The sequence below is a fragment of the Aquabacterium sp. genome (assembly GCF_016234775.1).
Taxonomy (GTDB): domain Bacteria; phylum Pseudomonadota; class Gammaproteobacteria; order Burkholderiales; family Burkholderiaceae_C; genus Aquabacterium.
Map to the genome: position 1 here is coordinate 18,368 of NZ_JACRAH010000062.1, position 26,095 is coordinate 44,462.

Here is a 26,095-nt window from a genome sequence, read left to right on the forward strand (position 1 = left end):
CAAGGATGGACTTTCCGATGCCCCGTATTCTTTCTCGCACCCGTTTCGGCACGCTGCTGGCTGTCAGTCTGGCTGGTCTGGTGAGCACGTCCGCCTGGTCCGCTCAGACCGCCTGCGTGTTCGACATCGTGGGCACCACGGGGCCAGCATATGCCGCGGCCAAGGACTTCGTGCTGGCCATGCAGAAGCTCAACATGGGCATCGACATCGAACTCAAGGCCTACACCGACGAACGCGTGGCGGCCGAGGACTTCCGCAGTGGCCAGTGCGATGCGATGGCGGTCACGTCCTTTCGCAGCAAACCCTACAACCTGGTTGCCGCGACGGTAGATGCCATGGGGGCCACGACCTTCGCCCGCAATGGCAAGATCGACATGGACGCCAGCTACGAGATTCTGCGCAAGGCCATCGAGATCTTTGCATCGCCAGCAGCATCCAAGATGATGGTGCAGGACAAGTACGAGGTGGCGGGCATCATCCCCATGGGCGCGGCCTATCCCATCGTCAATGACCGCAAGATCAACAGCGTCGAAGCGGCGGCCGGCAAGCGCATCGCGGCGCTGGATGTGGACCGTGTGCAGACCATGGCCATCACGCGCATCGGGGCGCAGCCTGTACCGGCCGACATCACCAACTTCGCCAGCAAGTTCAACAATGGTCTGGTGGACGTGATCTTCGCGCCAGCCCTGGCTTACAAGCCGCTGGAGCTGTACAAGGGCATCGGCACCAAGGGTGCCATTTCGCGCATGCCGATCACCTTCCTGACCTACCAGATCATCATCAACAAGAGCAAGTTCCCGGCAGGCACAGGCTTGAAGTCGCGCCAATACTGGTTGACGCAGTTCGAGCCCACCATGAACATGATCCGCCGCGCCGAGGCAGAGTTGCCCGCCAAGGTCTGGATGGAGATCCCTCCGGCTGATCTGGCGCGCTACATCCACATGCTGCGCGATGGCCGCGTCGAGATCGCGGAAGCGGGCCTGTATGACAAGAAGGCCCTCAAGGTGCTCAAGCGTATTCGTTGCGACATGAATCCTGCCGATTCGGAATGCACCAGCCCGCTGGAAACCGAGTGGCCGGACAAGCCCAAGGCTGCGCTGTCCAACTGATGTGATGACGGGGCAGGGCGGGCCAGGGCCCGTGCCTGCATGATTTACTTGGGCTGAAGGGCGAATTTGCCCGCATTGCGCTCCAGCACCCGCTCGATGACGTCAACGAGCACCTGCGTCTGCTGTTCCACCTCGATGTTGAGACGATCACCCGTCCTGTACTGGAACAAACCGGTGACACGGATGGTTTCCGGGATCAGGTTGACCCGGCAGTAACCACGCTCCGCATCGGCTTCGGCCAGTGTCAGGCTGCAGCCGTTGATGGACAGAAAGCCCCGAGGGAACAGGTAACGCCGCCAAGGATCGCGTACGTGCAGCTCAACGTGGGCGCGGGGGCCTTCCAGCACGATGGAGCTGATGCGGGCGGTGTCGGATACATGCCCGTACATCGCGTGTCCGCCGTTTTCATCGCCTTGACGGGCGGAGCGCTCGACGTTGACCACATCGCCCACGCGGCGGTCGCCGAGGTTGGTGCGCTCTAGCGTGGCGTTGATGGCGTCAAACGAGATCAGCTCGCCGTCGATGGTGACCACGCTGAGGCACACCCCGTCGACAGACACGCTGGCGCCAATCTGCAAGTCGTGCAGCAAGGCCTGCGCAATGCGCAGGGTGAGGTGCAAGCCGCTGATGGTCGGGGTGAGGGTGACGACGCGTCCGAGGCCCTGGACGATACCGGTATACATGATCGGGCAATCCTGTTGTTCAAGCCAATACGCCATTATCGTTGCAGCGCAGCATGGTGAGCTTGAGTGTGGGTGTATGCCCGCGCTGTGAAATAGGTCCGGTCTGGGCCATTACAAGGGGCGAGATGCCTGGTTTTTCCCCCGTGAAAGCGATAGACCACAAGGTGATATGGCGTCCTACACTGGGCCATATTCAGGTTTCCTGCTGCGCGGCGAGCCTGTCGATCGTGATCAGGCATGATGCGGTGCAGCAGACCCGAGGAGGACGTGATGAACGCTCCGCTGCCTGCAGAAGTGCTCAAGGCCCTGGCGACGCTCTCGCTGGACGACAAGTACGCGCTTGATCGAGGCCAGGCCTTCATGAGCGGGATCCAGGCGCTGGTTCGCCTGCCCATCCTGCAACACACCCGTGACGCCATGCAAGGCCTCAACACGGCGGGTTTCATCAGTGGTTATCGCGGCTCGCCCCTTGGTGGCTATGACCAGGCCTTGTGGCAGGCCAAATCGCACCTGCAAAAGCATCACATCGTTTTTCAACCCGGCGTGAATGAAGAACTGGGCGCCACGGCTGTGTGGGGTACTCAGCAACTGCCGCTGACGCCGGGCCCGCATCGCTTTGATGGCGTGTTCGGCATGTGGTACGGCAAGGGCCCAGGCGTGGACCGTTGCTCCGACGTTTTCAAGCACGCCAACATGGCGGGCACGTCTCAACATGGTGGCGTGGTGGCCGTGGCGGGTGACGATCACGTGGCCAAGAGTTCGTCCGTGGCGCACCAGAGCGACCACATCTTCAAAGCCTGCGGCTTGCCGGTCTTCTTCCCCAGCACGGTCCAGGAGATCCTGGATCTGGGCTTGCATGCGTTCGCCATGAGCCGCTTCTCGGGCTTGTGGGCCAGCCTCAAGGCGATTCAGGAGGTGGTGGAGTCATCGAGCACGGTCAACGTGGATCCGGATCGGGTGCGCATCATCCTGCCCGAGGATTTCGTGATGCCCGACGGTGGCGTGCACATCCGCTGGCCTGATACGCCACTGGCGCAAGAAGCCCGCTTGATGGACTACAAGTGGTATGCCGCACTGGCCTACATCCGTGCCAACAAGCTCAACCGCACGGTGCTGGACAGCGAGCATGCGCGCCTGGGCCTGATCGCCAGCGGCAAGGCCTACAACGACCTGCGCCAGGCCCTGCATGACCTGGGGCTGGATGACGATATTTGCCGGCGCATCGGTTTGCGCATTCACAAAGTGTCGGTCGTGTGGCCACTGGAGGCCAGCAGCACGCGCGAATTCGCCACCGGCCTGCAGGAGATCCTGGTCATCGAAGAAAAGCGCCAGATGATCGAATACCAGCTCAAGGAAGAGCTGTACAACTGGCGTGAAGACGTACGGCCCAATGTGCTGGGCAAGTTCAGCGAACCTGACGGCGATTTCACCGGTGGTGAATGGTCCATGCCCAACCCGGCCTCACGCTGGTTGCTGCGCGCCAAGGCTGATCTGAATCCCTCGCTCATTGCCAAGGCTGTGGCCCAACGCATTGACAAGCTGGGCCTGCTGCGAGACATGGATCCCAGCGTGCGCGAACGCGTGGCCGAACGCCTGCGCGTGATCGAAGCCAAGGAGCGTGCGCTGGAAAGCCAGGGTGCCAGTGTGGAGCGTGCGCCCTGGTTCTGCAGTGGTTGCCCGCATAACACCTCGACCCGCGTGCCCGAAGGCTCTCGTGCCATGGCGGGCATCGGCTGCCACTACATGGCCATGTGGATGGACCGCAGCACAGGCACCTTCACGCAGATGGGCGGTGAAGGTGTGAGCTGGGTGGGGCAGGCACCGTTCACGGATGAAAAGCACGTGTTCGTCAACCTGGGAGATGGCACCTATTTCCATTCCGGTTTGCTGGCCGTGAGGCAGGCGATCGCGGCCAAGGTCAACATCACCTACAAGATCCTGTTCAACGACGCCGTGGCCATGACCGGTGGCCAGCCTGTGGACGGTACCTTGTCGGTGTCGGCCATGACGCGGGAGCTACATGCAGAAGGCGCTCGGCGCATCGTAGTGGTCAGCGATGACCCTGACAAGTACCTGAGCATCGAAGATCTGGCGCCCGGCACGGAGGTGTTCCACCGCGATCAGCTGGATCAGGTGCAGAAGATGCTGCGTGAGGTGGAAGGCTGCACAGCCATCATCTATGAGCAAACATGCGCCACCGAAAAGCGCCGCCGCCGCAAGCGCGGCACCATGCCCACGCTGGCCAAGCGCGTGGTCATCAACGAGCTGGTGTGCGAAGGCTGCGGCGATTGCGCCGTGCAATCCAACTGCCTGAGCGTGGAGCCGGTGGACACCGAGTTTGGTCGCAAGCGCCGCATCAACCAGAGTTCCTGCAACCAGGACTTCTCATGCGTGAAGGGGTTCTGCCCGAGCCTGGTCACCATTGAAGGTGGTCAGCTGAGAGCGCCCAAGGCCAAGGAGAGTGCACCAGACCTCAGCAAGCTGCCGCCCATCCCCGAGCCTGATGTGCCTGCGGCCGCGACGGCTTATGGGATCGTGGTGGGCGGTATTGGCGGCACAGGTGTGATCACCATTGGCCAGTTGCTGGGTATGGCCGCGCACCTGGAAGGCAAGGGCGCTGTCACGCAGGAGTCTGCGGGGCTGGCGCAAAAGGGCGGTGCCACCTGGAGCCACATCCAGATTGCCGACACACAAGAGGCTATCTTCACGACGAAGGTGGGCATGGCCGAGGCAGATCTGGTGATCGGGTGTGATCCGATTGTGGCGGCGCACGCCACCACAGTGGCCGTGATGAGCCAAGGGCGGACCAGGGTGGTGCTCAACACACATCACACACCCACTGCCGCCTTGATGCACGATGCCAACTGGCAGTTCCCGGCCGGCCATTGCGACAAGGTGCTGGGCGATGAGGTGGGCACACAGGCCATCAAGCGGCTGGATGCCGTGGTGCTGGCCAATCGCTTGCTGGGGGATGCGATCTATGCCAACCCCTTGATGCTGGGATATGCATGGCAGATGGGCTGGGTGCCGCTCAACCTGGCCTCATTGACCAGGGCGATCGAACTCAATGCGGTGCAGGTGGAGCGCAATCTGGCTGCGTTTGAGTGGGGCCGCCGCGCCGCGCACGACCCCGTGTTTGTGGCGCGCATGAGCATGCCGGCTCAGCCTGTGCAGTGGTCGGCTCGGCCGCTTCGTTATGGCAAGGATGATCTGGACACGCTGGTGCAGCGTCGCATGAACTACCTGGCCGAATACCAGGACGAGGCCTATGCCGAGCGCTATCGTGCCTTGGTGGGCCGCGTGCGTCAGGCTGAGTCCACCTTGAACAGCACGCGACTGACCGAAACGGTCGCGCGGCAGTTGTTCAGGTTGATGGCCTACAAGGACGAGTACGAGGTGGCCAGGCTGCTGACTTCAAAGGCCTTCAAGGCGCAGTTGGATGAGCAGTTTGAAGGCGACTGGCGCATGGTGTTGCATCTGGCGCCTCCCTGGATGGGCGGTGGCAAGACCCCGTCGGATCGACCGCCCAAGCACGATTTCGGGCCCTTCTGGCAATGGGCCATGCAAGGGCTGGCCAAGTTCCGTGGCTTGCGAGGCACGTGGTTTGACCCCATGGGCTACACCCGGGACCGGCGCGAAGACCGGGCCGTGCTGGCCGAGTACACCGCTTTGCTGGAGCAGATCATGCGCAAGCTCCACGCAGGTTCGCTGGAGCACGCGTGTCGCATGGCAGAGTTGGCTGACAAGATCAAGGGCTACGGCCCTGTGCGCCACGCCCAGGTTCAGGCTGTGCGCACTCAGTGGTCGGCGATGAGTGAGGCCTGGCCTGGGGACGACAAACGCCAAGCCAGGTAGTTGACCGGTGACTTACTTGCCGCAGGTCAGGCCGTACATGCGCTTCATCTCGTCGCGGTCGGCCTGTGGCCCCTTGGTCAGTTTGGCGCATGTCGAGTAATTGCCATGCATCTTGCCGCCGGCGGTGTCGTAGTACATCCAGTCGACCACATCTTTACGGGTGAAGGACCATTGCTGGCCTTGCTTGAAGTTGCTCACGACTTCGGGCGTGTCAACGATCGTGCCTGTGAAGCCGTTCTTGCCATTTTTGCCTTTTTGCGTGAATGGCGTGACCCAGACGTGCTCGACCTTTGAGCCTTCTCGGATGGCGATCTTCAAGGATACCGCCTGGTTATTGGCCTCGTCCTTGGCTGCAATGGGCAGGAACTTGTCCAGCGTGGCTCGAGCCTTCTTGATGGACGCCAGGATGGCCGGGTCGTTGACGCTGATTTCGACCGGTTTGGGGTCAGCGGCAGGAGCGGAAGCCTTGGCTGCGGCCGCGGGGCTGGATGCCGCAACCGAGGCGGCAGGGGCGGGCGCCGAGGCCGCTTGTTGCGCTTGTGCGGCCGAGATCAACGCCAGCAGGAGCGCGGGAATGAGGCTACGTGTGATGCGATGGTTCACAAACATGGTTTGAGTTGTGGGTGCTGAAGCACCGATTTGTCACCCGGAATCGCTGGTGAGTCTACTGGGGGAATCACGATCCTGCGCCGAATGCGCTAAGGTGCTGGCATGATTTCGTTGACCTCCCCCCGGAAGTCGCTCCATTTTCAGGGGCTTGTTTTCGCTGTATCGGGCGCCGTGGCGTTTTCCGGCAAGGCGATCGTGGCCAAGCTGATGTACCGGATGGGCGCCGATCCTTTTGCAGTGGTCGGCCTGCGCATGTTGATGGCCTTTCCCATGTTTCTGGCCATGGCCTGGTGGGCCGGCCGCCAGCAACACGCCGAGCGCGGCGGCGATGCAGAACTGACGCGCAGGCAGTGGTGGCAGATCCTCGGTTTGGGTTTTACTGGCTACTACCTGGCCAGCACGCTGGATTTCATGGGTTTGAAATACATCAGCGCCAGCCTGGAGCGGGCGATTCTTTACTTGAACCCGACCATCGTGTTGCTGTTGTCAGCCGTATTTCTGCGCCAGCCGGTGCGGTGGCCGCAACTGGCTGCCATGTTGCTGTCCTATAGCGGCGTGGTGTTGGTCTGGCTGCATGACTGGGATGCAGCCGCCTTGGTGGCTCACCATGGCGGTGGCATGGATGCACGGCACGCCATCACGGTGGGTAGCTTGCTGGTGTTTTTCAGTGCCGTGTCGTATGCCGTGTACCTGATGGGCAGTGGCCAGCTGGTTCAGCGAATGGGCTCCATGCGCCTGGTCGGGCTGGCGTCGTGTGCGGCTTGCTTCATGGCTTTGTTGCAATGGTGGCTGGTTTTTCGGGCCACCGATGGCCAGCAGGGCGCGACGGCTCATCTGCCCTGGCAGGCCTGGGGCCTGTCTCTGGTGAATGCGACCCTGTGTACCGTGCTGCCGGTATGGCTGGTGATGCGTGGTGTGCAATTGGTAGGCGCCTCCATGGCATCCCAGGCTGGCATGGTCGGCCCTTTGTCCACCATCTGGATGGCGGCCTGGTGGCTGGGAGAGCCCGTCACGTGGCGCCTGATGGTGGGGACCGGCGTCGTGTTGGCCGGCATCGTGATGCTGGCTCGGACGAGTCAGGCCGGCAAGCCTGCCCCCATTCCGGCGGCAGGTGCTGCGATGCGGGCCAAGGCCTGAACCAACGCATTGGCCTGGGCCTGTATGGCCGATGGCATGGCCTGCTGGCCAGACAGGATCGCGGCGATGTAGTTGGCGGTATCTGCGGCACTGTGGCTGGCAGGCAGTTCAGGCAAGGACGTGAGCACGCCCTCTTCAGGTGCCAGGCAAAGCTCATCCACACGAGTGCCGCTCAGGAATACGTCGCACTTGGGTTGTCGGCGTGCGTCGGCCACGGGCTCACCTTCGGTGCCGCGCATGAGCATGGCGTTGGCCTGAACGTGCTGGAGAAACGCCGCCATCGCGATCGCGTACTCCGGATGGGTGTGGTTGACCACGCGAATGCTTTTCACGCCTGATGGCGGGCGCGCCGCAAACGGGTCCAGCAGCTTGGCCACGGAATGCGCCGGTGTGCGCAAGCCAATGGTCCAGCGAACCGCCAGAAGTTTGTCCATGGGCGGGCAGAGGTCGGCCATGTTCATGAAAGCCGCTTGCCCTGATCGCCAGGCGGCGGCGAGTGCGTCGGCGTTGTTCACCAAGGGCATGCCTGCGGCTTCAAAGACCTGAGCCGTGGTGACGCGTCCAGGGTCACGGGCGGGCCCATGCACCAGCACGCCCAGCCCTTGCCGGGCCAGTTCGGTGGCCAGCAGTGCGGTGAGGTTGGGCAACTTGCGCGCCCCGTTGTAGGACGGCAGCACGACGATGCCCTTTGGTGCTGCCGCCGCAGCAGCAGACAGATCCAAACAGCGTGCATGGCTGGCCTGGACAAACCCGTCGAGTTCCTCGGTGGACTCCCCCTTGATGCGCATCGCCAGGCAGAAGGCGCCAATCTCCAGATCGGTTACCTTGTGGTCCAGCACCTGTTCGAACAGATCCCGAGACTCTCCAACGCCCAGCGAACGTGCGCCTTCTTTGCCTCGACCAATGACCTTGATGTATGCCGCGATGCTCATGTTGCCGTGTCCACGCCGTGATGCTTGATTATCGGTGGTGGCGTGGACGCGAACATGATCTCGTCAAGTAGCCGAGGCGGTGGCTGGGTGCAGCTTGACGAGTTGGCGCAAGGCCGGGATGCACGATCCGCAGTTGGTGCCGCACTTGAGCGCCCCCTGCAATTGCTGGAGTCGTGCATCCGTGCTGCCCTGGCAGGATGCCAATGTCTCGATGATGGCGGGCTCTGTCACGTTGAAGCAGGTGCAGACCTGCCTGCCCTTTGATGCGATCGCCACAGGTGGCGTGGCGCCGGGCGCCAGCAGGGCGCGACCGTAGGCGTCCGCGACAAGCTCGTCTTGCAAGAGGGGGCGAATCCAGGCCTCCGCGCTGATGTCTCCGGCCATCAAGAAGGCGGCCAGCTTCAGTCCTTCTTCGCTGCGTTCCATGCGCATGGCGCGATGCTGGCCTCGATGCTTGTCCTGGTAGCGCAGGACGTCAACACCGTCGATGCCCATCAAGGCTTCGATGCGGGCGATGACGTCCATGCTGGCTGCTTCGATGCCTGCGGCACGGAACAGCACGCCAACCTTGCCTTTTTCATGTGGTTCGCGACCGAAGGGCACGCAACTGGTGAAGGCAAATGCCGACATCAAAGGTTTGAGTGCCTCACGTACAGCCAACGCCTCGGATTCCGGCAGCCACGCCACGGCCAGCAGACGCCAGGGCAGCGTGGGAGGCGTGATCGTGATGGCGGCGTGTTTCAGCTCCGGCTGCTTGGATTGGGGACAGAAGACCGGTACGGTCAAGGCATTGACCCCGCTCATGGCTTGACCTTGATTGTCCAGACCGCTGAGGTATTCCTCTCCCCAGTGCATGGCGATGAACGCCTGCATGGGGGCGATGGTGCCGCTCGGCTGCACAGGTATCACGATCTGCCCGCGGCGGGACGCCACCTCTACCAGATCGCCTGGCTGCAGGCCCATGCGGGTCAAGTCATCCGGGTGGATGTCGATCGCAGGCTCGCTGACATGCCCGAACAAGCGGCCCAACGTGCCAGTACGGCTCATGCCATGCCATTGATCGCGAAGGCGGCCGGTGTTCAAGCTGTACGGGTAGCGTTGGTCGGGTGGCTCGCTCACTGGTTCGTAGTTGATCGCCGCAAATCGGGCCTTGCCGTCTGCCGTTGGAAAGACACCATTGGCATACAGGCGGGCCTGTCCTGCTCCGGCGCCTTCTGGCAGGGGCCATTGTTGTGGCCCTGAGGCCTCCAGCATGCCGTAGCTCAGGCCTGTGATGTCCAGATCGCGGCCCCGCGTCGATTCCCGGTGCTCGTTCCATACCGACTCTGGCGTGTCATACGGAAAGAGCGTATTGATACCCGCGCGGTAATGCGCCGTGCGTTGGGTCAGTCGTTTTTCCAGTCGACGGCCAAAGTCCGTGAGGATGGCCCAATCGTGGCGAGATTCGCCGGAGGGCTGTACAGCAGCCTGCACGCGGCTGATCCGGCGCTCGCTGTTGGTGACGGTGCCATCTTTCTCACCCCAGGTGGTGGCCGGCAGCAGGATGTCCGCGAAGGCGCAGGTAGCTGTAGTACCAAAGGCCTCCTGAACCACCACGAATTCGGCCTTTTCAAGCGCTTTGCGCACCGTGGCCTGATCAGGCAGCGATTGTGCGGGGTTGGTACAGGCAATCCACAGGGCCTTGATCTCGCCCCTGGCTGCGGCCTCGAACATCTCGACGGCCGTTTGACCGGGTTGGGCCGGCACCTCATCAACGCCCCACAATGCGGCCACTTCCGAGCGGTGCTGCGGGTTGCTCAGATCTCGATGCCCGCTTAGCAGGTTGGCCATGCCCCCCACTTCTCGCCCTCCCATGGCATTGGGTTGGCCTGTGAGAGAGAAGGGCCCGGCGCCGGGTATGCCGATCTGGCCGGTCGCCAGATGAAGGTTGATCAGTGCCGCGTTCTTGTCGGTGCCGCGGCTACTCTGGTTGAGTCCTTGGCAATACAGCGACAGCGTAGGCGTTTGTGCGCCGAACCAGCGAGCAGCCAGAATCAGGTCTGCCACTGGGATCCCGCAAGTGCTAGCGACAGAATCTGGCGTGTAGTCTCGGACAATGTCCTGCAGGGCTTCGAAACCTTGTGTGTGCTGGTTGACGTAGGCCGCATCGATCATGCCGTCCGCGATCAGCACATGCAGCATGCCGTGGAACAAGGCGACATCCGTGCCCGGCAAAATCTGCAGGAACAGGTCGGCCATGTCGGCCGTTTCCGTGCGACGAGGATCCACCACGATCAGCTTCATGGCGGGGTTGGCGCGGCGTGCGTCTTCAATGCGACGGAACAGGATCGGGTGAGCGTAAGCCGTGTTGGCGCCCACGATGAACATGGTCTGCGCGTGGTTGAAGTCCTCGTAGCAAGCCGGCGGTGCATCGCTGCCCAGCGTGGCTTTGTAGCCGGCCACCGCGCTGCTCATGCACAGGCGCGAGTTGGTGTCGACGTTGTTGGTGCCGATCAGGCCTTTGGCCAATTTGTTGAGGACGTAGTAATCCTCTGTCAGCAACTGGCCCGAACCATAGAAGCCAACGGCATCAGGCCCATGCTGACGGATGATGGCGGCAAATTTGTCGGCCGCTTCTTCCATGGCGGTATCCCATGCGATGGGGGCGGGCGCCTCGCCGCGTTGATCCCGGCGCATGGGAACGAGCAAACGGGTTTGCTGCGTAACGGTGTCGGCTGCAGTCAGATGTAGCGTGCTGCCCTTGGTGCACAGCCGGCCGAAGTTGGCTGGGTGCTGGGGATCACCTTGTACGTTGATGATTCGGCCTTGCCTCGACTCGATCAGCACGCCACAACCTGTGCCGCAATAGGGGCAGGTTGCGCGTGTGGTCTTGGTAGATGGACTCTGAAGTGGGGTGCCGTTCGCGGCGCTGGGGTTGGCGCTCACGGCTTACTCCGCAGTCTCGATGTTGCAGACGGGCTTGCGATGGCTCATGGCTATTCTCGATTTGTTTGGTTTCTCAGCGGGTTGCAGTGCCCTGATGGCCTCTGCCTTCCATCCAACATTCATTCGTACAAAGAGCGATGCGGCTCGGGCCGCGGGTCAGGGCAGGGTGCGCGACCACCCGGCCTGACCTCTGTCTCAGGTCACGCCAGCTTGCTATACAGGCCGGTGACCTTGTCCATGACCTGCAAGATGTTCTCGCTGCTGGAGAAGACCTCACGGGCGTGCTGGCTGCTGCCACTTCTTTCCCCGACCCTGGACAAGGCGTTGTCAAAAAATACCCACTGCTGATGGGCCAGTTCAAGTTCTTGCTTGATGGCCGGCGTAGCCTGTGGTGCGACCATCAACGTGTTCAGTGCCTGTGCAAACTCCTGGCGCGCCGTGTTGAGTTCCTTGATCTGCTCCGGCACGGCTGCACCCCAACTCTGGCTGAGATAAAACTTGGCCGTGCGCTGCGACAACATGCGTTGACGCCCTGCCACGTTCACGAGCTTGCCCACTGCTTTGCCCGAGTACTGCTCCAGCTGAACAGTGCCCTGATGCGCCAGTTTCAGCACCTTGCTGTCCAGGCTCATCAACAGGGGGGCCGCACTGCGATCGGGTGGCGCGCCAACCAGGGCAGCCTTGTAATCGCTCCAGACCGGCTCCAGTGCCTTGTACGTGGACTCAATGTCAGGTGTTGGCGAGTAGGCCTTCAGTTCAACAAACTGCCGATCGAACCAGGCCATGGAGTCAAACAGAATCTTCTCCGCCCGCTTGACGTCCACACCCTGGCCCATGGCCAGCCAGGCCTTGGCCATGCGCTGTGACAGCATCCGCTGCCGCCCCGCCTTGTTGATGGCCTCATTCAGGCTGACGATCTGGGCCGAGGCTGGCGCCACCATGGCCAACCCTGCACCCAGGCCCAGGCCCTGCTTCAATAAATCTCGACGACGAATATTTGACTGCATACTGCTCCGCCCCACGGAAATAGACACTCAGACGGCGATGGCTTCAGATAGACGGGCATCGACTCTGGCCTTCATGCCCCACGCCAACGATGTTTGACTCGCCGAACATCAGCCGGTCGCGCTTGTCGTTGATGCAGGTGCCTTCGCGGATCAGCTTGAAGTAATAGCTGCCATCAGCCGTGTCGCCATACATGCAGGCGCCGACCAGCTTGTTGCCTTTGAGCACCAGCTTCTTGTAGACCCCACCAAATGGGTCGGACAACACGATTTCTTCCGTGCCTTCGCCCCCCATGAAGTCACCTGCCGAGAACAGATCGATGCCCGTGACCTTGAGCTTGGTGGATGTCTGTGACCCCATGTAGCGACCTATGCCGAACTGTGCAAGGTGGTTAGCGCAGACCTTGCCTTGTTCGAACAAGGGCGCGACCAGGCCATAGGCAATGCCACGGTGTGCAGCGCATTCGCCGACCGAATACACACGGGGGTCGGTGACCGTCTGCATCGTGTCCGTGACGACGATGCCTCGGTTGCAATGGATGCCGATCTTCTCTGCCAATTCTGTATTGGGGCGGATACCGGCGGCCATCACAACCAGATCGGCAGTCACTTGAGTGCCGTCCTTGAACTTGACGGATTGAACGCGGCCGTTTTCGTCTCCCACCAGCTCCTGAGTCTGGGCGCCGATGCGGAACTTCAAGCCGCGCTCCTCCAGCGAACGCTGCAGCAGTTTCGCCGAGACCTCGTCGAGCTGGCGCTCCATCAGCCAAGGTGCGATGTGCACCACGGTGACCTCCATGCCACGCAGCATCAGGCCGTTGGCCGCTTCCAATCCCAGCAGCCCGCCTCCGATCACGACCGCATGCTTGTGCGTTCTGGCCGTGTCGATCATGCGGTTTGTATCGGCGATGTCACGGTACGCAATCACGCCTTCCAGATCCTTGCCTGGCACGGGCAGGACGAACGGGGTGGAGCCTGTGGCCAGCAACAGGCGGTCGTATTCGGCTTCGGTACCGTCTTGTGCCGTCACCAGGCGACGTGTGCGGTCTACGCTGACGACTTTCTTGTTGCGGTGCAGCGTGATGCCATGCTCGGCGTACCAGCTCAAGGGATTGAGGATGATCTCGTCGAGCGTCTGTTCGCCAGCCAGAACAGGTGATAGCAGAATGCGGTTGTAATTGGGATGCGGCTCGGCACCAAAGACGGTGATCTCGTACAGGTCGGGTGCAACCTTCAGCAGCTCTTCAAGCGTGCGAACGCCGGCCATGCCGTTGCCCACCATCACCAGCTTCATCTTCTTCATGCGAACGCTCCGTCAGCGGGAATCGAAATAGTTATGCCTTCTACCGAGCAATAAGTGGGCCAGCGCAGCTCCAGGGGGCACCAATGTGAGTCAGCCTCACTCATTTCAGTGCGCACCTGCAATGGGCGCAAAAATTGCGGCTATCAGAGGCTCAATTCGCAAGCGCACACAGATGGTGCGCCCAACCATAAAGTGCTGAAGGACTTGAATGAGTTTTGATCTCGATGTGGGCTTCGCAAGCCTGCGTGGCCCCAGGTCGGTGCTGGAAGACCATGCCGGTGTGGGGCAGCCCGCCCCCCATGAAGAGGCATGGGGTGTCATCGCTGCCTTGGCTGATGGCGTGTCTGCAGGAGGCTTGGGCAGGGAGGCAGCACAAACCACAGTCGAAAGCCTGCTGCGGGACTACTACGCCACGCCAGCGACCTGGGATACCACCGTGGCACTGGACCGTTTGATCGCCGCGCAGAACGCCTGGCTGGTTGATCACAACCGTCGGCGTCAGGCCGTTCGGGACACGCAGGGGCGTGGGGCGGCCAGCATGACCACCCTGACGGCCATTGTGCTCAGGGGCCATGGCTACACGCTCGCCCACGTGGGGGACACGAGAGCCTATCTGCTGCGAGCGGGCGAATGTACGCCGCTGACGCAAGACCACACCTTGGGGCAGTTCGAGTTTCAGAACGGCCTGACCCGCGCTGTCGGTCTGGACGATGCCTTGCGTGTCGACTATCTGGAGGGGGATGTGCAGATTGGCGATACCTTCGTGTTGACCAGCGATGGTGTGCATGGTGTGCTCAAGCATGCCGCTTTGCAGGCATTGGCAGCCCTGGGCAGTGCGCAGGAAGCCAGCGATGCGCTGGTGGCCAAGGCCCTCTCCAGCAATGGTCGAGACAACGCGACAGCATTGGTCATTCGCGTGAAAGGGCTGGCAGCTGCTCGACTGGAAGACGCGGAACGACAGGGGCGGCAACTCCCCGTGGCCAGCAAACTTCAGGTTGGCGACGTGGTGGATGGCATGCGGGTAGAAGCCTGCGTCTTTGCCAATGGCGTGCACCGGCTCTACAAGGTTCGCAGGTTGGATGACGGTGCCGTGCTGGCACTCAAGACCCTTCATGAGGCCCGGGCGAGTGACCCCGAAGAGCGAGCCATGCTGGCTCATGAGGCCTGGCTTGGTGCGCGCGTCACCGAGCGCGATGCACGGGGCCTGGTGCGGGTGCATGAGACCCAAGACGCGACATGTTTTTATGCCTTGTTCGATTGGCACAACGGCCAGACCCTTGGTGACATGCTGAACGCCAAACAGCAATTTTCGGTGGCGGAAGTGGTCGATGCTGCGACCAATGTGGTGCGCGCGCTGGGTCGCTTGCACCAGTTTGGTGTTGTTCATCGCGATATCAAGCCGGATAACATCCATCTGGGTGATGACGGCCAATGGCGTTTGCTGGATCTGGGTGTGGCCTTGTCCGGCAAGGAGCCGGAGAGTTTGCGCGTGCTGCATGCCGGCACGCCCAGCTACATGAACCCCGAACAATGGGAGGACGACCCGGCTGTTGCGCGCGTCACGCCGCAAAGCGATCTGTTTGCGCTGGGGGTGACCTTGTACCAATGGCTGACTGGCCGACTGCCTTACGGTGAGATCGAGCCATATCAGATCGGTCGATACCGCCGCGATCCTGTGCCCCCATCGCGTTTGCGCCCGGATGTTCCCATCTGGTTGGACCATGTGGTGATGAAAGCCGTGGCCCGTGATGTCAGGCAGCGCTTTGAGACAGCAGAAGAACTACTGCTGGCGCTGGAACGGGGGGCTTCGCGTCCCTTGTCGGCGCCTTTGTCGACACCCTTGCTTGGACGGGATCCGGTAGCGATGTGGAAGATCGCCTTGACAGTGTCCCTTTTGTTCAACCTGTTGCTGGTGTACTGGTTGGTGTTTCTGCCGCGGGGTTGACCGCGGGGCATGGGCGCTGATCGGGCGTTGCTTGCTACAAAAAAGCCCTGTGCGCACGGCGTGGCGCCAGGGCTGCTGACCAGGGGTGGCGGTCAGGTCGACGCCAGCCTTGTGGGCCGGCGCTTTGATTGAACAACAAAGGAGAAGCGAAATCGTTTCAGCGGCTGGTGGCTGATCCCTGGCTGCCATAGGCCATGGACATCGCGCCGCCAGTGCGGGCGCGGCCACCTTTTTCTGCCCAGGTGCGTGTCCATCGCAGTTGCATCACACGCATCATCACGAGCACCGCTACGCCGAGCAGGGCAAAGGCCAGGAAGCCATAGAAGTAAGTACCGTAATGCTGCTTGGACAGACCCATGGCATTGGGGATGAAGCCCCCGCCCAGCGCACCCAGTTCTCCAATCATCGAGCCGGCCACGGCAGTGGCCAGAGGCCAGCGCAGTGGCACCAACTGGAACAATGCGCCATTGCCAGCGCCGAGTGCCGCAAAACAAAGCATGAACAGCAGTGTGGTGACGGCCAGTTGCTGGCCCATGGTGCCGCAGATCACGAGTGTCACGACGACCAGGCACAACACGGCTGTGAGTGTGTTGATGCCGCCCCAACGGTCTGACACATAGCCGCCCAGTACACGGGTGGCCGAGCCCATCAGGGTAGCCAGCATCGTGAGCTGACCAGCTTCGATCTTGGTCACCTTGAACTGGTCATAGAAGTAGGTGGGCAGGAAGTTGGCCAGGCCGATGAAGCCGCCAAAGGTGATCACATAGATCAGGCTGAAGGCCCAGCCGTCCTTCTCGAAGAGGCAGGCGATGTGCTCGCGGAAGGTCTGGTGCTCGCGGTCAGGCGGCTCCTTGGCCGCAATCGCCATCACGATCATGGGCAGCACCATGGTGGCGGCAGCCAGGCCATAAACGGCTTGCCAGCCGAACTTCGTGGCAAGTGGTGGCGCAAACAGCACCGCCAGCACCGTGCCGCTGTTGCCCGCGCCCGCAATGCCCATCGCCAGGCCCTTGTATTTCGGGGGGAACCAGCCCGAACCCAGTGACAAGGCAATGCCAAAGCTGCCACCGGCGATACCCAGAAGGACACCCATGGCCAGCACCTCGTTGTGCGTGTCCACAAAGACGTAGCCAAACAGCAATGCCAGGACAACGAGCCCCATCTCCGCCATCGCCGCGTTCTTGCGACCAATGTATTGCGACAGGATGCCCAGGGGGAAGCGCATCAGGGCGCCAGCCAGAATCGGCACCGAAATCATGAAGCCCTTTTGGGCCGGAGTCAGGTTGAATGTTTCGCTGATGAACGGTGCCATGGCACCGTTGAGCACCCAGATCGCGAACGTGAAATCGAAATACAGAAAAGAAGCGAGCAAGGTGGGGGCGTGCCCCGACCTCAGGAAGGCTTTGTAATCGGACATGTGAACCTCAGCGTAGCGTGCGCACCATCGTGGGTGGCACTTGGATTTGTGATGCATCCTGAAGCGAAAAACGTGCCAACGTGATGCGTGCTGATTTGGTGCGCCCTCAAAATGGGCAGCAAGTGGGCCAGATCTGGTACGTAGGCCCGTCTCGTTTTGATCTTGTAACAAGCCGACCAGAAAACACGCTGCGCTCATCAAGCACAATCACGCCTGTCAAACAGGAGTATTCATGAGCATCAAGTCAGACCGCTGGATCCGCCGCATGGCCCAAGAGCACGGCATGATCGAACCCTTCGAGCCCGGTCAGGTTCGGGCGGCAGCCGATGGCCAGAAAATCGTGAGCTATGGCACGAGCAGCTATGGCTACGACATTCGGTGCGCCCCGGAGTTCAAGGTCTTCACCAACATCCACTCCACCGTGGTGGACCCGAAGAACTTCGACGAAAAGAGCTTTGTGGACATCAACAGCGATGTCTGCATCATCCCGCCCAACAGTTTTGCCCTTGCCCGCACGGTCGAGTACTTCCGTATTCCCCGCAATGTGCTGACCATCTGCCTGGGCAAGAGCACTTATGCACGTTGCGGCATCATCGTCAATGTGACGCCGTTCGAGCCCGAGTGGGAGGGTTATGTCACGCTGGAGTTCAGCAACACCACGCCATTGCCGGCCAAGATTTACGCCGGTGAGGGATGCGCTCAGGTGTTGTTCTTTGAAAGCGATGAAGTTTGCGAAACGAGCTACCGTGACCGAGGTGGCAAATATCAGGGGCAGACGGGTGTGACCCTGCCTAAGACCTGAGTCAAACAGGCCGATAACAGTTGTATCCACCACTTTGGTGGGGTAGCTGTTCATTACGGTCTGTTACAATCGGGGCAGAAACATCGAGCGCAATCCAACGTCTGTCAAGGCGGCGCGTCTGATACGTGATCCCACTGAAACGGATCTGTCAAAAGACAGTCATCCCTGCCAGAAGTACAAAAGCAGAAGGTGGTCATGAAAAAGGGCTGTGCATTCACACAGAGGCCTTGAGGCTTCAGGGAGGGGGTGTCGAGTGTGCATTGATGTCGTTGTAGTAAATTTTTTGGGCCTACCCCCATGCGCCGACCGCTTCAGTCCCCCGCGTTGATCAACGCGTTTTATGACAGCCTTCGGCCTGAGCAGCGTGATACTGCCCAGGCCATGCACAAAGCCATCCTGGCCGCTGCACCGCACCTCCGCCCCGAAGTGAAATGGGGCAATCTGTGTTTCATGAACGATGGCGACAACGTGATGGCCATCGTGCTGCACAAGATGCACGCTCACCTTCAGGTGTTCAATGGCGTGATGCTGGTGGGCGAGTTCCCCGAGCTCGACGGCGCCGGCAAAGGCATGCGCCACATCAAGGTTCGCTATCGTCAGCCGGTCAACGAGCAGCTTGTGCGTGAACTGACCTTGGCTTGTCTGCAAGCCTGGGGCGCATCGCAAGCCCGCTCCGGTCCGCGGTGGGGTTAATTGGTGCGTGACAGCCAACAACGCCTTGGCTTGGTAGCATCCTCGACATGCATTTGATGAACGCCGATCTGCATTGCCACTCCAATGTCTCTGACGGGACGCTGTCTCCCGAGAGTGTTGCTGAGCGTGCCAGTCGCAATGGTGTCGAGCTCTGGGCTTTGACCGATCACGACGAAATCGGGGGGCAGCACCGAGCCAGACAGGCGGCTGCTGCTTTGGGCATGAGCTACCTGCCGGGTGTCGAAATTTCCGTGACGTTTGCAGGCCGAACCGTGCACATCGTCGGCCTGGGCTTTGATCCAGAGAACCCGGACATCGTTCAAGGCCTGGCGGACACGCGGGGAGGGCGGGAGCGTCGCGCGCGTGACATGGCCGCCAGCCTTGCTGGCGCAGGTATCCCGGGCGCGTTTGAGGGCGCACTGAAGTACGTCGGCAATCCGGATCTGATCTCGCGTACGCACTTTGCGCGTTACCTGGTCGAGATCGGGGTATGTGGCGATCCGCATGAGGTGTTCAAGCGCTATCTGACCGAAGGCAAGCCAGGTTTTGTCGAGCACCGCTGGGCAAGCCTGTCGGATGCCGTTTCCTGGGTGGTCGGTGCGGGTGGTGTGGCCGTGATTGCGCATCCTGGCCGCTACGATTTCACCCCCAATGAAGAGTTTGCGCTTTTCTCTGAGTTCAAGGCGCTAGGTGGCCAGGGGGTGGAGGTCGTGACGGGCAGCCACACCGTGGCCGAATACGGCAAGTATGCCGACATGGCGCAGGAATTTGACCTGCTGGCTTCGCGCGGTTCGGATTTCCATGATCCCGCAGAGAGTCACACCGATCTGGGTACCTTGCCCGATCTGCCCGGGCGCGTCACGCCGGTCTGGGAGGCCTTGGCCGCGCGCGTGTTGCATCCTTGAGGAAAATGCCGTGCGGATGCCTTGCAGGCGCGGTAGGCTAGCGGGCTATGGCCCAACTCTTCGAAGTTCACCCCGAACATCCTCAGGTCCGTCTGCTCAAGCAGGCGGTTGACATTCTTCATCACGGTGGCGTGGTGGCTTTGCCCACCGATTCCAGCTATGCGCTGGTCTGCCATCTGGATGACAAGGCGGCAGTGGACGAGCTGCGCCGCATCCGAGGTGTGGACGAGCGCCACCACCTCAGCCTGTTGTGTCGGGATCTGTCCGAACTGGCCAACTACGCACGGGTGGATAACCGCCAGTACCGCTTGCTGAAGCTGGCCACGCCGGGCCCGTTCACCTTCATTCTGGAGGCGACCAAGGAAGTGCCTCGGCGCGTGTCACACCCCTCTCGCCGCACCATCGGTTTGCGTGTGCCCGATCACAAGGTAACGCAAGCCGTGCTGGAATTGATGGGGCAACCGCTGCTGGCCACCACCTTGATCCTGCCCGATCAGGACGAGCCCCTCAACGACGCCAGCGAGATCCGCGAGGCGCTGCAAAAGCGCATCAAGGCCGTGGTGGATGCGGGGGCATGCCAGATGGAGCCTACGACCGTGATCGATCTCAGCCAGGGAGACGCCCAGGTGATCCGTCAGGGGCGTGGGGATGTGTCGGCGTTGGGCTTGGGTTGAGGTGCTGGGCGTTCCGGCGTGTTCAGCGCTTCGGCGATCCAGGCCGGATCGAATCCCAGATGCCAGTGGTGCCCGACGCGAACAACGGGCGTACCAGGCGCACCCTGGGACTCAAAGGTGGCCTTGCAGCTGAGGTCGCGCTCCACGTCGCATTCGTCCCAGCTGATCTGATGGCCGCGTAGCCACGTCTTGGCTTTGGTGCAATAAAAACACGATTGCGTGGTGTAGAGCGTGATGCGCTGCGCGCCCAGCCTGGACTTGATGCGCTGTGCAGCCTGCACGTCACGCCACCATGACAGGGCCTGCGTGCCGCCAAAAACGATGCTCAGCACGAGGGCCAGTGTCCACAAGGAGTGGGTGTTTCTGGAGCTGATGCTGACCTTCATGGTGCGCCTCTGGCCAGGGCGTCATTGCCCGCTGGGTGGGGTAGTCTTCTGGCCCAGCTTGCTTTCCTGGCCGGCCATCAGCTTGCGGATATTGGCTTCGTGGCGCCAGATGAGCAGCACGCTCATCACGATCACGCCGATGGTCATGGCACTGAATCCCCAACCTTGAATCTGGATGATCGGTGCAGCCAGCGAGGCCGTCAGTGCGGCCAGCGACGAATAGCGGAAGATCACGGCCATGCCCAGCCAGACCAGCAGCACCAGTCCACCCATGGCAGGCGCAAAGCCCAGCAACACGCCCGCTGCGGTGGCCACACCCTTGCCGCCTTCGAACTTGAAGAACACGGGCCACAGGTGGCCAATGAAGGCGCCCAGGCCCACCACGGTCACCGTCAGGTTGTCCATGCCCATGCTTTGCGCGATGACAACCGGGATATAGCCTTTCAGGGCATCGAACAGCAGCGTCAGGATGGCCGCGGCCTTGTTGCCCGAGCGCAGCACATTCGTTGCGCCAGGATTGCCGGAGCCATAGCTGCGTGGATCGGCCAGGCCGAACAAGCGGCTGACGATGACGGCAAACGACAGCGAGCCGATCAGGTAGGCAATGACCGCGCCAATGGCGGCAAGCAGGCGAGGGTCTAGGCTGGAGAGGTTCATGCGGAACGTGTTGAAGTCATCTCGTAACAGGGCGCAAGTGTAGTGGCAAGGTGACGCGGCTTCGTTCGCCGGGGTTTGTCCCATGATGGGAGACGCTATCCTTTGCGGACAATCCGCCCATCTTGTTTGCTTCCCGTTAACCGCTGGCAGGCCACCTTGTCCATGATCACTTATGAAAACCCCAAACTCTGGCAGCGTACCTGGGTTCTGGCCATGGTGCTGGGGGGCGGCGTAGGTGTGGCAGCGTGGTGGTGGCAGACGCATGCTGCTCAGCAGGCCGAGGCCGCGCCAGACGCTGCGCCGGTGGCGCCCGCCAGAACAGGCGCTCAAAAGGCTGTGGCCAACGTCGATTCGGCGTTGCTTGTTCAGCCCAGGATCATGGAAGACGGGCGCCCCTCCGATTTCACCCCTGAAGACTGGTCGGCCTTGAAAGAGGCCATGTCCAAAACGGCCAATCCGCGCAGCGAACTGGAGCGGGTGGTGAAGTACCTGCGCTTCCAGAAGGGCTTCGAGCAATGGCAAAGCCTCCAGGACAGCCCGGACGTGACCACGCGCCATCAACTGGCCAGGCGTTTGCTGGAGCAGATCCCGGATCGCTTGAAGCAGGCTGAGCTGACCATGGGCGAAGCCCTCATGCTCGAATCTGCGCTGTGGGCTGACCTGGAGCCCAACGAAGAGTTGCGAAAGCAGAAACTGGAGCAGGCGCAGAGTGCCTTGAGTGCCGCGGCGCCGCAGCCAGACGCAGAGCAGCAGGTGCGCGATGCTGGCCTGCTCAAGGAATACAAGCGCCGCGAGGCGGCCATCCTGGCGGATTTCCAGTCCAAGCCCGAAGGGCAGCGAGACCAGGTCAAACTGGAGCAGGCGCTGGAGTCGGCGCGCGTGTCGGTCTACGGCCGCAAGAATTGATCTGCTTGTGACGTCCAGGAGACGGGGAGATCTATAAAATCCCCCCGTTCATGACCCAAGCACCCGCCCACCCCCTCAAACCCATCTGGAGCCTGCTGGCCACTGCCGCCGTGATTGGCGTGCTGTGGTGGCATGCCGCCGTTCTGGCGCCATTTGTCATCAGCCTGATCCTGGCCTATGCCCTTCACCCGGCGGTGGACAAGCTGGTCAGCTGGCGCCTGCCCAAGTCGGTGGCTGTCACGGTTTGTCTGGTGCTGTTGGCGCTGGTGGTGGCCACGCTGCTGGTGTTGCTGGTGCCCATCGTGTCGCAACTGGTGCCGGCCTTGCGAGATCAACTACCGGATCTGCTGGTGGCCATCTGGAGCAAGGTGGCGCCGGTGCTGAGCCAGTGGGGCATCCAACTGCCCACCACGGTCGATGCGCTCAAGGCCGAGTTGGTGAAGCTCTTTCAGAGCCACGCGGCGCAGTGGAGTGGCACGGTGTGGACCTCCCTGCTCATCGGTGGCAGCAGCCTCATGACCCTGGCCGGGCTGGCCGTGCTGGTGCCCATGCTCGCGTTTTACTGGATGCTGGACTGGGAGGCACTGACAGGGCGATTCCGCAGCTTGCTGCCCGCACGTTGGCGCCCCGTGGCCCATGACGTCATGAACGAGTGCGATGAGTTGATGGGGCAGTACCTGCGCGGGCAGGCCCTGGTCATGCTGATCCTGGCGGCCTACTACAGCGTTGGCCTGAGCCTGTTTGGCTTCAAGCTGGCCTTGCCCATTGGGGTGTTCACGGGCCTGGCCATCTGTATTCCCTATCTTGGCTACGGATTGGGCCTGGTGTTGGCTCTGCTCGCGGGCCTGTTGCAGTTTGGTGTAGGCAACGCCGAGGCGACCTCTCCAGTGATCGCCATTGCCGTTGTGTATGGCTTTGGCCAGGTCATTGAGAGCTTCTTCCTGACGCCGCGCCTGGTGGGCGAGCGTATCGGCCTGCATCCGCTGGGTGTCATCCTGGCCTTGATGCTGTTTGGTCGGTGGATGGGCTTGTGGGGCGTGATCGTGGCCTTGCCCATGGCCGCCTTCCTGACTTTGTTGGGGCGGCGCCTGTTGCAGGCCTATCGGGCCAGTGACTTCTTTCAGGCTCAGCATGCTGGCGAATAGGGCCCTGACGTGACGATGTTCGACATCGTGGCCGAGCGCCCGGCGCCACGCACCGCCATGCGCCAGATCCCGCTGGATCTGGGGCCCGCCGTCATGCAGGGTCTGGACGACTTTGTGGTGGGCGGCAACGAGGCCTTGATGGCTTGGCTGCGTGCCTGGCCGCACATCGAGGGCACGGTGTCGCCAGCCTACATCTGGGGGCCAGCCGGTGCCGGCAAGACGCACCTCTTGCGCGCCATGGTCGAGCGCGCCTTGTCGATGGGCTTCGGCGCCATCTGGCTCAACGCACAAACCTGCCAGATGTGGGATGCGCCCGATCCCATGATGCCGACCCTGGCCGTGATTGACGAATGCGAGCGCCTGGGTGAGGACCACCAGCACCTGGCCTTCAACCTCTTCATCGAATCGGCCAGTTCGCTGGCAGCACAAGCCAGTGGGCAATTGGACGAACGCGGCAGCGGGCCGTTGCTCATCCTGGCAGCCGGTGCGGTGCCGGCGATTGACCTGCCGGTGCGCGATGACCTGCGCACGCGACTGGGATGGGGCCTGACCTTTGCCCTGAGCCTGCTCGACGAAGGTGGCCTGCGCGCTGCCTTGCACCACGAAGCCGCGCGCCGTGGCATTGCACTGGATGAGGGCGTGGTGAGCTATCTGCTGACCCGCTACAGCCGCGATCTGGGCTTCCTGATGGGGCTGCTTGACCGGCTCGACCGGTTTGCGCTGGCCGAAAAGCGCGAGGTCACCGTGCCCTTGTTGAAACAAATGCTGGCCCTGGAGACCGCATGAACAACCTCTGTCTGTTTGATCTGGACCACACCCTGTTGCCGCTGGATTCCGATCACGAATTTGGCGAATTCCTGATCCGCCAAGGCCTGGCCGATGCGGTCGAGTACCGCCAGCGCAACGATGGCTTCTACCAACAGTATTGCGACGGCACCCTGGTGCTGGGCGAGTACATCCAGTTCACCACCAGCATCTGGCGTGAGATGGATGCGGCCGGCCAGCAGGCGCTGCAGCAGGCCTTCATGGACGAAGTCGTCTTCCCAGCGATGAGACCCCAGGCGGTCGAACTCGTGGAGCGGCACCGTGCCATGGGCGACCTGATCGCCATCGTGACCGCCACCAATGAATTCGTGACCCGGCCCATCGCTGATGCCTTCAACGTGCCCGAGCTGCTGGCCGTGAAGCTTGTCAGGGATACTCTGGGGCGTGTGACAGGTGATATCGATGGTGTGCCGTCCTTCCGAGAAGGCAAAATCACACGTGTGGAACAATGGCTGGCTCAACAGGGTCGCCAGTTGACTGATTTCGATCGCGTCAGCTTCTACAGCGACTCACCCAACGACCTGCCCCTGCTGGAACGCGCCAACGACCCGGTGGCCACCAACCCCAGCCCCGCGCTGGAAGCCGTCGCCCATGAACGTGGCTGGCGCATCCTTAGACTGTTTGCATGATCAAAAGCCTGATAGACAAGATCCTGGGCAAGGCCCCGGCCAAGCGCGCAGGCGCTGCTGGAGGCAAGAGCGCCAAGGCGCCCCGCATCCCGACTGGCAAGCGCGTGGACGTGCCCGCCAGCGAGCATGGCATCGACCCCACGCTCGTCGATGACCGCGCCCGCAAGGTCGTGGAGACGCTGCAAGACGCCGGCTACGACGCCTACATCGTCGGCGGTGCCGTGCGCGACCTCATCCTGGGTCATCGCCCCAAGGATTTCGACGTGGCCACCAATGCCACGCCCGAGCAGGTCAAGGGCCTGTTCCGCCGCGCTTTCATCATCGGCCGGCGCTTTCGCATCGTCCACGTGGTGTACGGCCGTGGACGTGAGCACGAGGTGATCGAGGTCTCGACCTTCCGCGCCTACCTCGATGCCAATGCCGCCGAGCAGGTGACGGGCAACGAAAAGACCTCCCGCAAGGACCTGGCCGACAAGACCCACGTGGTGGACGCCAGCGGCCGCGTGCTGCGCGACAACGTCTGGGGCCCGCAGGACCAGGACGCCGCCCGCCGCGACTTCACCGTCAACGCCATGTACTACGACCCCCACACGGGCAACGTCGTGGACTACCACGGTGGCATCAAGGACGCCAAGAAGCGCGTGCTGCGCATGATCGGCGACCCGGAGACGCGCTACCGCGAAGACCCGGTCCGCATCATCCGCGTGGTGCGTTTTGCGGCCAAGCTGGGTTTCGAGATCGAGCCCAAGACCCGCGCGCCGCTGCAGGAGATGGCCGAGTTGCTGTCCAACGTGCCGCAATCGCGCCTGTTTGACGAGATGATCAAGCTGCTGCAGACCGGCCACGCGCAAGCCTCGCTGGATCAACTGCGCAAGCAGGGCCTGGATCGTGGCGTGTTCCCCATCCTGGATGCCGTGTTTGACGAAGCGCGCCGCCACCCCGGCCGTGACCAGTTCGTGCAACTGGCGCTGGCTGACACCGACCGCCGCGTGTCGGAAGACAAGCCGGTGGCGCCGAGTTTCCTGCTGGCCTGCCTGCTGTGGCATGACGTGCTGGATCACTGGAAGCGCAACCAGGCGCAAGGCGAGCCCCCGTTCCCGGCGCTGCAATCGGCCACGGATGCCGTGTTCGATGCCCGCATCGGCGACATCTCCGGCCGCGGCAAGCTGGCCGCCGACATGCGCGAGATCTGGACCATGCAGCCGCGTTTCGATCGCCGCTCCGGCAATGGCCCGCTGACCCTGGTGGAGCAGCCCCGTTTCCGCGCCGGTTTCGACTTCCTGCGCCTGCGCGCTGCCGCTGGTGAGGCCGATCCTGAACTGGCCAAGTGGTGGGAAGACTTCTCTCTGGCCGATATGCCCGAGCGCCGCGACCTGATGGACGTAGCCCGCCAGCAGGATCTGGCCAAACGCCAGCAGCCTCGTGCTGCCGGCTCTGATGCTGCGGGCGAAGGTGCCATCGGCGGCGATGCGCCAGCCAAGAAGCGCCGTCGTCGTCGCCGCAAGCCGGCCGGTGAGGGCGGTGCGCCCGCCTCAGGTGAAGGCGGAGATTGAG

21 protein-coding genes and 1 pseudogene are annotated in these 26,095 nt (G+C 62.1%); 13 read left to right on the top strand and 9 right to left on the bottom strand.

Annotated features, from left to right (window positions below; translation table 11 throughout):
- Window positions 1–17: 17 nt before the first annotated feature.
- Entirely contained in the window at window positions 18–1,109 is a 1,092-nt protein-coding gene (locus tag HY836_RS17675; protein ID WP_290678870.1) for a putative solute-binding protein, read from the top strand.
- A 44-nt stretch (window positions 1,110–1,153) separates the two neighbouring features.
- Here the strand turns inward: HY836_RS17675 and HY836_RS17680 are convergent, their stop codons facing one another.
- Window positions 1,154–1,792, bottom strand: coding sequence for a riboflavin synthase subunit alpha (locus tag HY836_RS17680; protein WP_290678873.1), 639 nt, complete (start codon window positions 1,790–1,792; stop codon window positions 1,154–1,156).
- Window positions 1,793–2,062: 270 nt separating this feature from the next.
- On the opposite strand from HY836_RS17680, the gene HY836_RS17685 reads away from it, so the two are divergent.
- Window positions 2,063–5,647 carry an indolepyruvate ferredoxin oxidoreductase family protein gene (locus HY836_RS17685; RefSeq protein WP_290678876.1) on the top strand — a complete coding sequence of 1,195 codons (3,585 nt, stop codon included), beginning with the start codon at window positions 2,063–2,065 and terminating at the stop codon, window positions 5,645–5,647.
- A 12-nt stretch (window positions 5,648–5,659) separates the two neighbouring features.
- Here HY836_RS17685 and HY836_RS17690 read toward each other — a convergent pair whose 3' ends face one another.
- On the bottom strand, window positions 5,660–6,256 hold the full coding sequence (locus tag HY836_RS17690; protein ID WP_290678878.1) for a DUF2314 domain-containing protein: 597 nt from the start codon (window positions 6,254–6,256) through the stop codon (window positions 5,660–5,662).
- 102 nt (window positions 6,257–6,358) lie between these two features.
- On the opposite strand from HY836_RS17690, the gene HY836_RS17695 reads away from it, so the two are divergent.
- Window positions 6,359–7,393: a DMT family transporter gene (locus HY836_RS17695; protein WP_290678881.1), complete on the top strand. Its 1,035-nt coding sequence runs from the start codon at window positions 6,359–6,361 to the stop codon at window positions 7,391–7,393.
- Here HY836_RS17695 and ybiB read toward each other — a convergent pair.
- From ybiB to HY836_RS17715, 4 genes and pseudogenes are all read right to left on the bottom strand, one after another.
- Window positions 7,333–8,325, bottom strand: a complete 993-nt coding sequence (gene ybiB / locus HY836_RS17700; RefSeq protein WP_290678884.1) for a DNA-binding protein YbiB — start codon at window positions 8,323–8,325, stop codon at window positions 7,333–7,335. The two genes, HY836_RS17695 and ybiB, sit on opposite strands and share 61 nt — an antisense overlap.
- 63 nt (window positions 8,326–8,388) lie before the next feature.
- Window positions 8,389–11,250: a nitrate reductase gene (locus HY836_RS17705; RefSeq protein ID WP_290678888.1), complete on the bottom strand. Its 2,862-nt coding sequence runs from the start codon at window positions 11,248–11,250 to the stop codon at window positions 8,389–8,391.
- Between the two features lie 200 nt (window positions 11,251–11,450).
- Window positions 11,451–12,257: a type IV pili methyl-accepting chemotaxis transducer N-terminal domain-containing protein gene (locus HY836_RS17710; RefSeq protein WP_290678891.1), complete on the bottom strand. Its 807-nt coding sequence runs from the start codon at window positions 12,255–12,257 to the stop codon at window positions 11,451–11,453.
- A gap of 46 nt (window positions 12,258–12,303) precedes the next feature.
- Window positions 12,304–13,557 (bottom strand): annotated as a pseudogene (locus HY836_RS17715) (NAD(P)/FAD-dependent oxidoreductase); the annotation flags it as partial.
- Between the two features lie 208 nt (window positions 13,558–13,765).
- On the opposite strand from HY836_RS17715, the gene HY836_RS17720 reads away from it, so the two are divergent.
- Window positions 13,766–15,502 (top strand): bifunctional protein-serine/threonine kinase/phosphatase, encoded by a 1,737-nt coding sequence (locus HY836_RS17720; RefSeq protein WP_290678894.1) that lies wholly within the window; start codon window positions 13,766–13,768, stop codon window positions 15,500–15,502.
- 157 nt (window positions 15,503–15,659) lie between these two features.
- On the opposite strand, the gene HY836_RS17725 is transcribed toward HY836_RS17720, so the two are convergent.
- Entirely contained in the window at window positions 15,660–16,919 is a 1,260-nt protein-coding gene (locus HY836_RS17725; RefSeq protein ID WP_290678897.1) for a nitrate/nitrite transporter, read from the bottom strand.
- 232 nt (window positions 16,920–17,151) lie between these two features.
- Between HY836_RS17725 and dcd the strand changes: the two genes are divergently transcribed.
- The 4 genes from dcd to HY836_RS17745 all read left to right on the top strand — a co-directional run bounded on the left by dcd (window position 17,152) and on the right by HY836_RS17745 (window position 19,993).
- The gene (gene dcd / locus HY836_RS17730; RefSeq protein WP_290678900.1) at window positions 17,152–17,721 is read left to right on the top strand and encodes a dCTP deaminase; all 570 of its coding nucleotides are present in this window, start codon (window positions 17,152–17,154) and stop codon (window positions 17,719–17,721) included.
- A gap of 297 nt (window positions 17,722–18,018) precedes the next feature.
- On the top strand, window positions 18,019–18,414 hold the full coding sequence (locus HY836_RS17735) for an iron chaperone (RefSeq protein WP_290678903.1): 396 nt from the start codon (window positions 18,019–18,021) through the stop codon (window positions 18,412–18,414).
- A gap of 47 nt (window positions 18,415–18,461) precedes the next feature.
- Window positions 18,462–19,319 (top strand): 3',5'-nucleoside bisphosphate phosphatase, encoded by an 858-nt coding sequence (locus tag HY836_RS17740; protein ID WP_290678906.1) that lies wholly within the window; start codon window positions 18,462–18,464, stop codon window positions 19,317–19,319.
- A 47-nt stretch (window positions 19,320–19,366) separates the two neighbouring features.
- Window positions 19,367–19,993 carry an L-threonylcarbamoyladenylate synthase gene (locus tag HY836_RS17745; RefSeq protein ID WP_290678909.1) on the top strand — a complete coding sequence of 209 codons (627 nt, stop codon included), beginning with the start codon at window positions 19,367–19,369 and terminating at the stop codon, window positions 19,991–19,993.
- Here the strand turns inward: HY836_RS17745 and HY836_RS17750 are convergent.
- On the bottom strand, window positions 19,954–20,379 hold the full coding sequence (locus HY836_RS17750; protein ID WP_290678912.1) for a glutaredoxin domain-containing protein: 426 nt from the start codon (window positions 20,377–20,379) through the stop codon (window positions 19,954–19,956). The two genes, HY836_RS17745 and HY836_RS17750, sit on opposite strands and share 40 nt — an antisense overlap.
- A 21-nt stretch (window positions 20,380–20,400) precedes the next feature.
- Entirely contained in the window at window positions 20,401–21,036 is a 636-nt protein-coding gene (plsY, locus tag HY836_RS17755) for a glycerol-3-phosphate 1-O-acyltransferase PlsY (protein WP_290678914.1), read from the bottom strand.
- Window positions 21,037–21,198: 162 nt separating this feature from the next.
- Between plsY and HY836_RS17760 the strand changes: the two genes are divergently transcribed.
- From HY836_RS17760 to pcnB, 5 genes are read left to right on the top strand one after another with little or no spacing between them, the layout of a single operon-like run.
- Entirely contained in the window at window positions 21,199–21,942 is a 744-nt protein-coding gene (locus tag HY836_RS17760) for a hypothetical protein (RefSeq protein ID WP_290678917.1), read from the top strand.
- 50 nt (window positions 21,943–21,992) lie between these two features.
- Entirely contained in the window at window positions 21,993–23,087 is a 1,095-nt protein-coding gene (locus HY836_RS17765) for an AI-2E family transporter (protein ID WP_290678920.1), read from the top strand.
- A gap of 15 nt (window positions 23,088–23,102) precedes the next feature.
- Window positions 23,103–23,873: a DnaA regulatory inactivator Hda gene (locus HY836_RS17770; protein ID WP_290679044.1), complete on the top strand. Its 771-nt coding sequence runs from the start codon at window positions 23,103–23,105 to the stop codon at window positions 23,871–23,873.
- Entirely contained in the window at window positions 23,870–24,541 is a 672-nt protein-coding gene (locus HY836_RS17775; protein ID WP_290678923.1) for an HAD family phosphatase, read from the top strand. Before HY836_RS17770 ends, HY836_RS17775 begins: the two co-directional genes overlap by 4 nt.
- Window positions 24,538–26,094, top strand: coding sequence for a polynucleotide adenylyltransferase PcnB (gene pcnB, locus HY836_RS17780; protein WP_290678926.1), 1,557 nt, complete (start codon window positions 24,538–24,540; stop codon window positions 26,092–26,094). Before HY836_RS17775 ends, pcnB begins: the two co-directional genes overlap by 4 nt.
- The last annotated feature ends 1 nt before the right edge of the window (window position 26,095 follow it).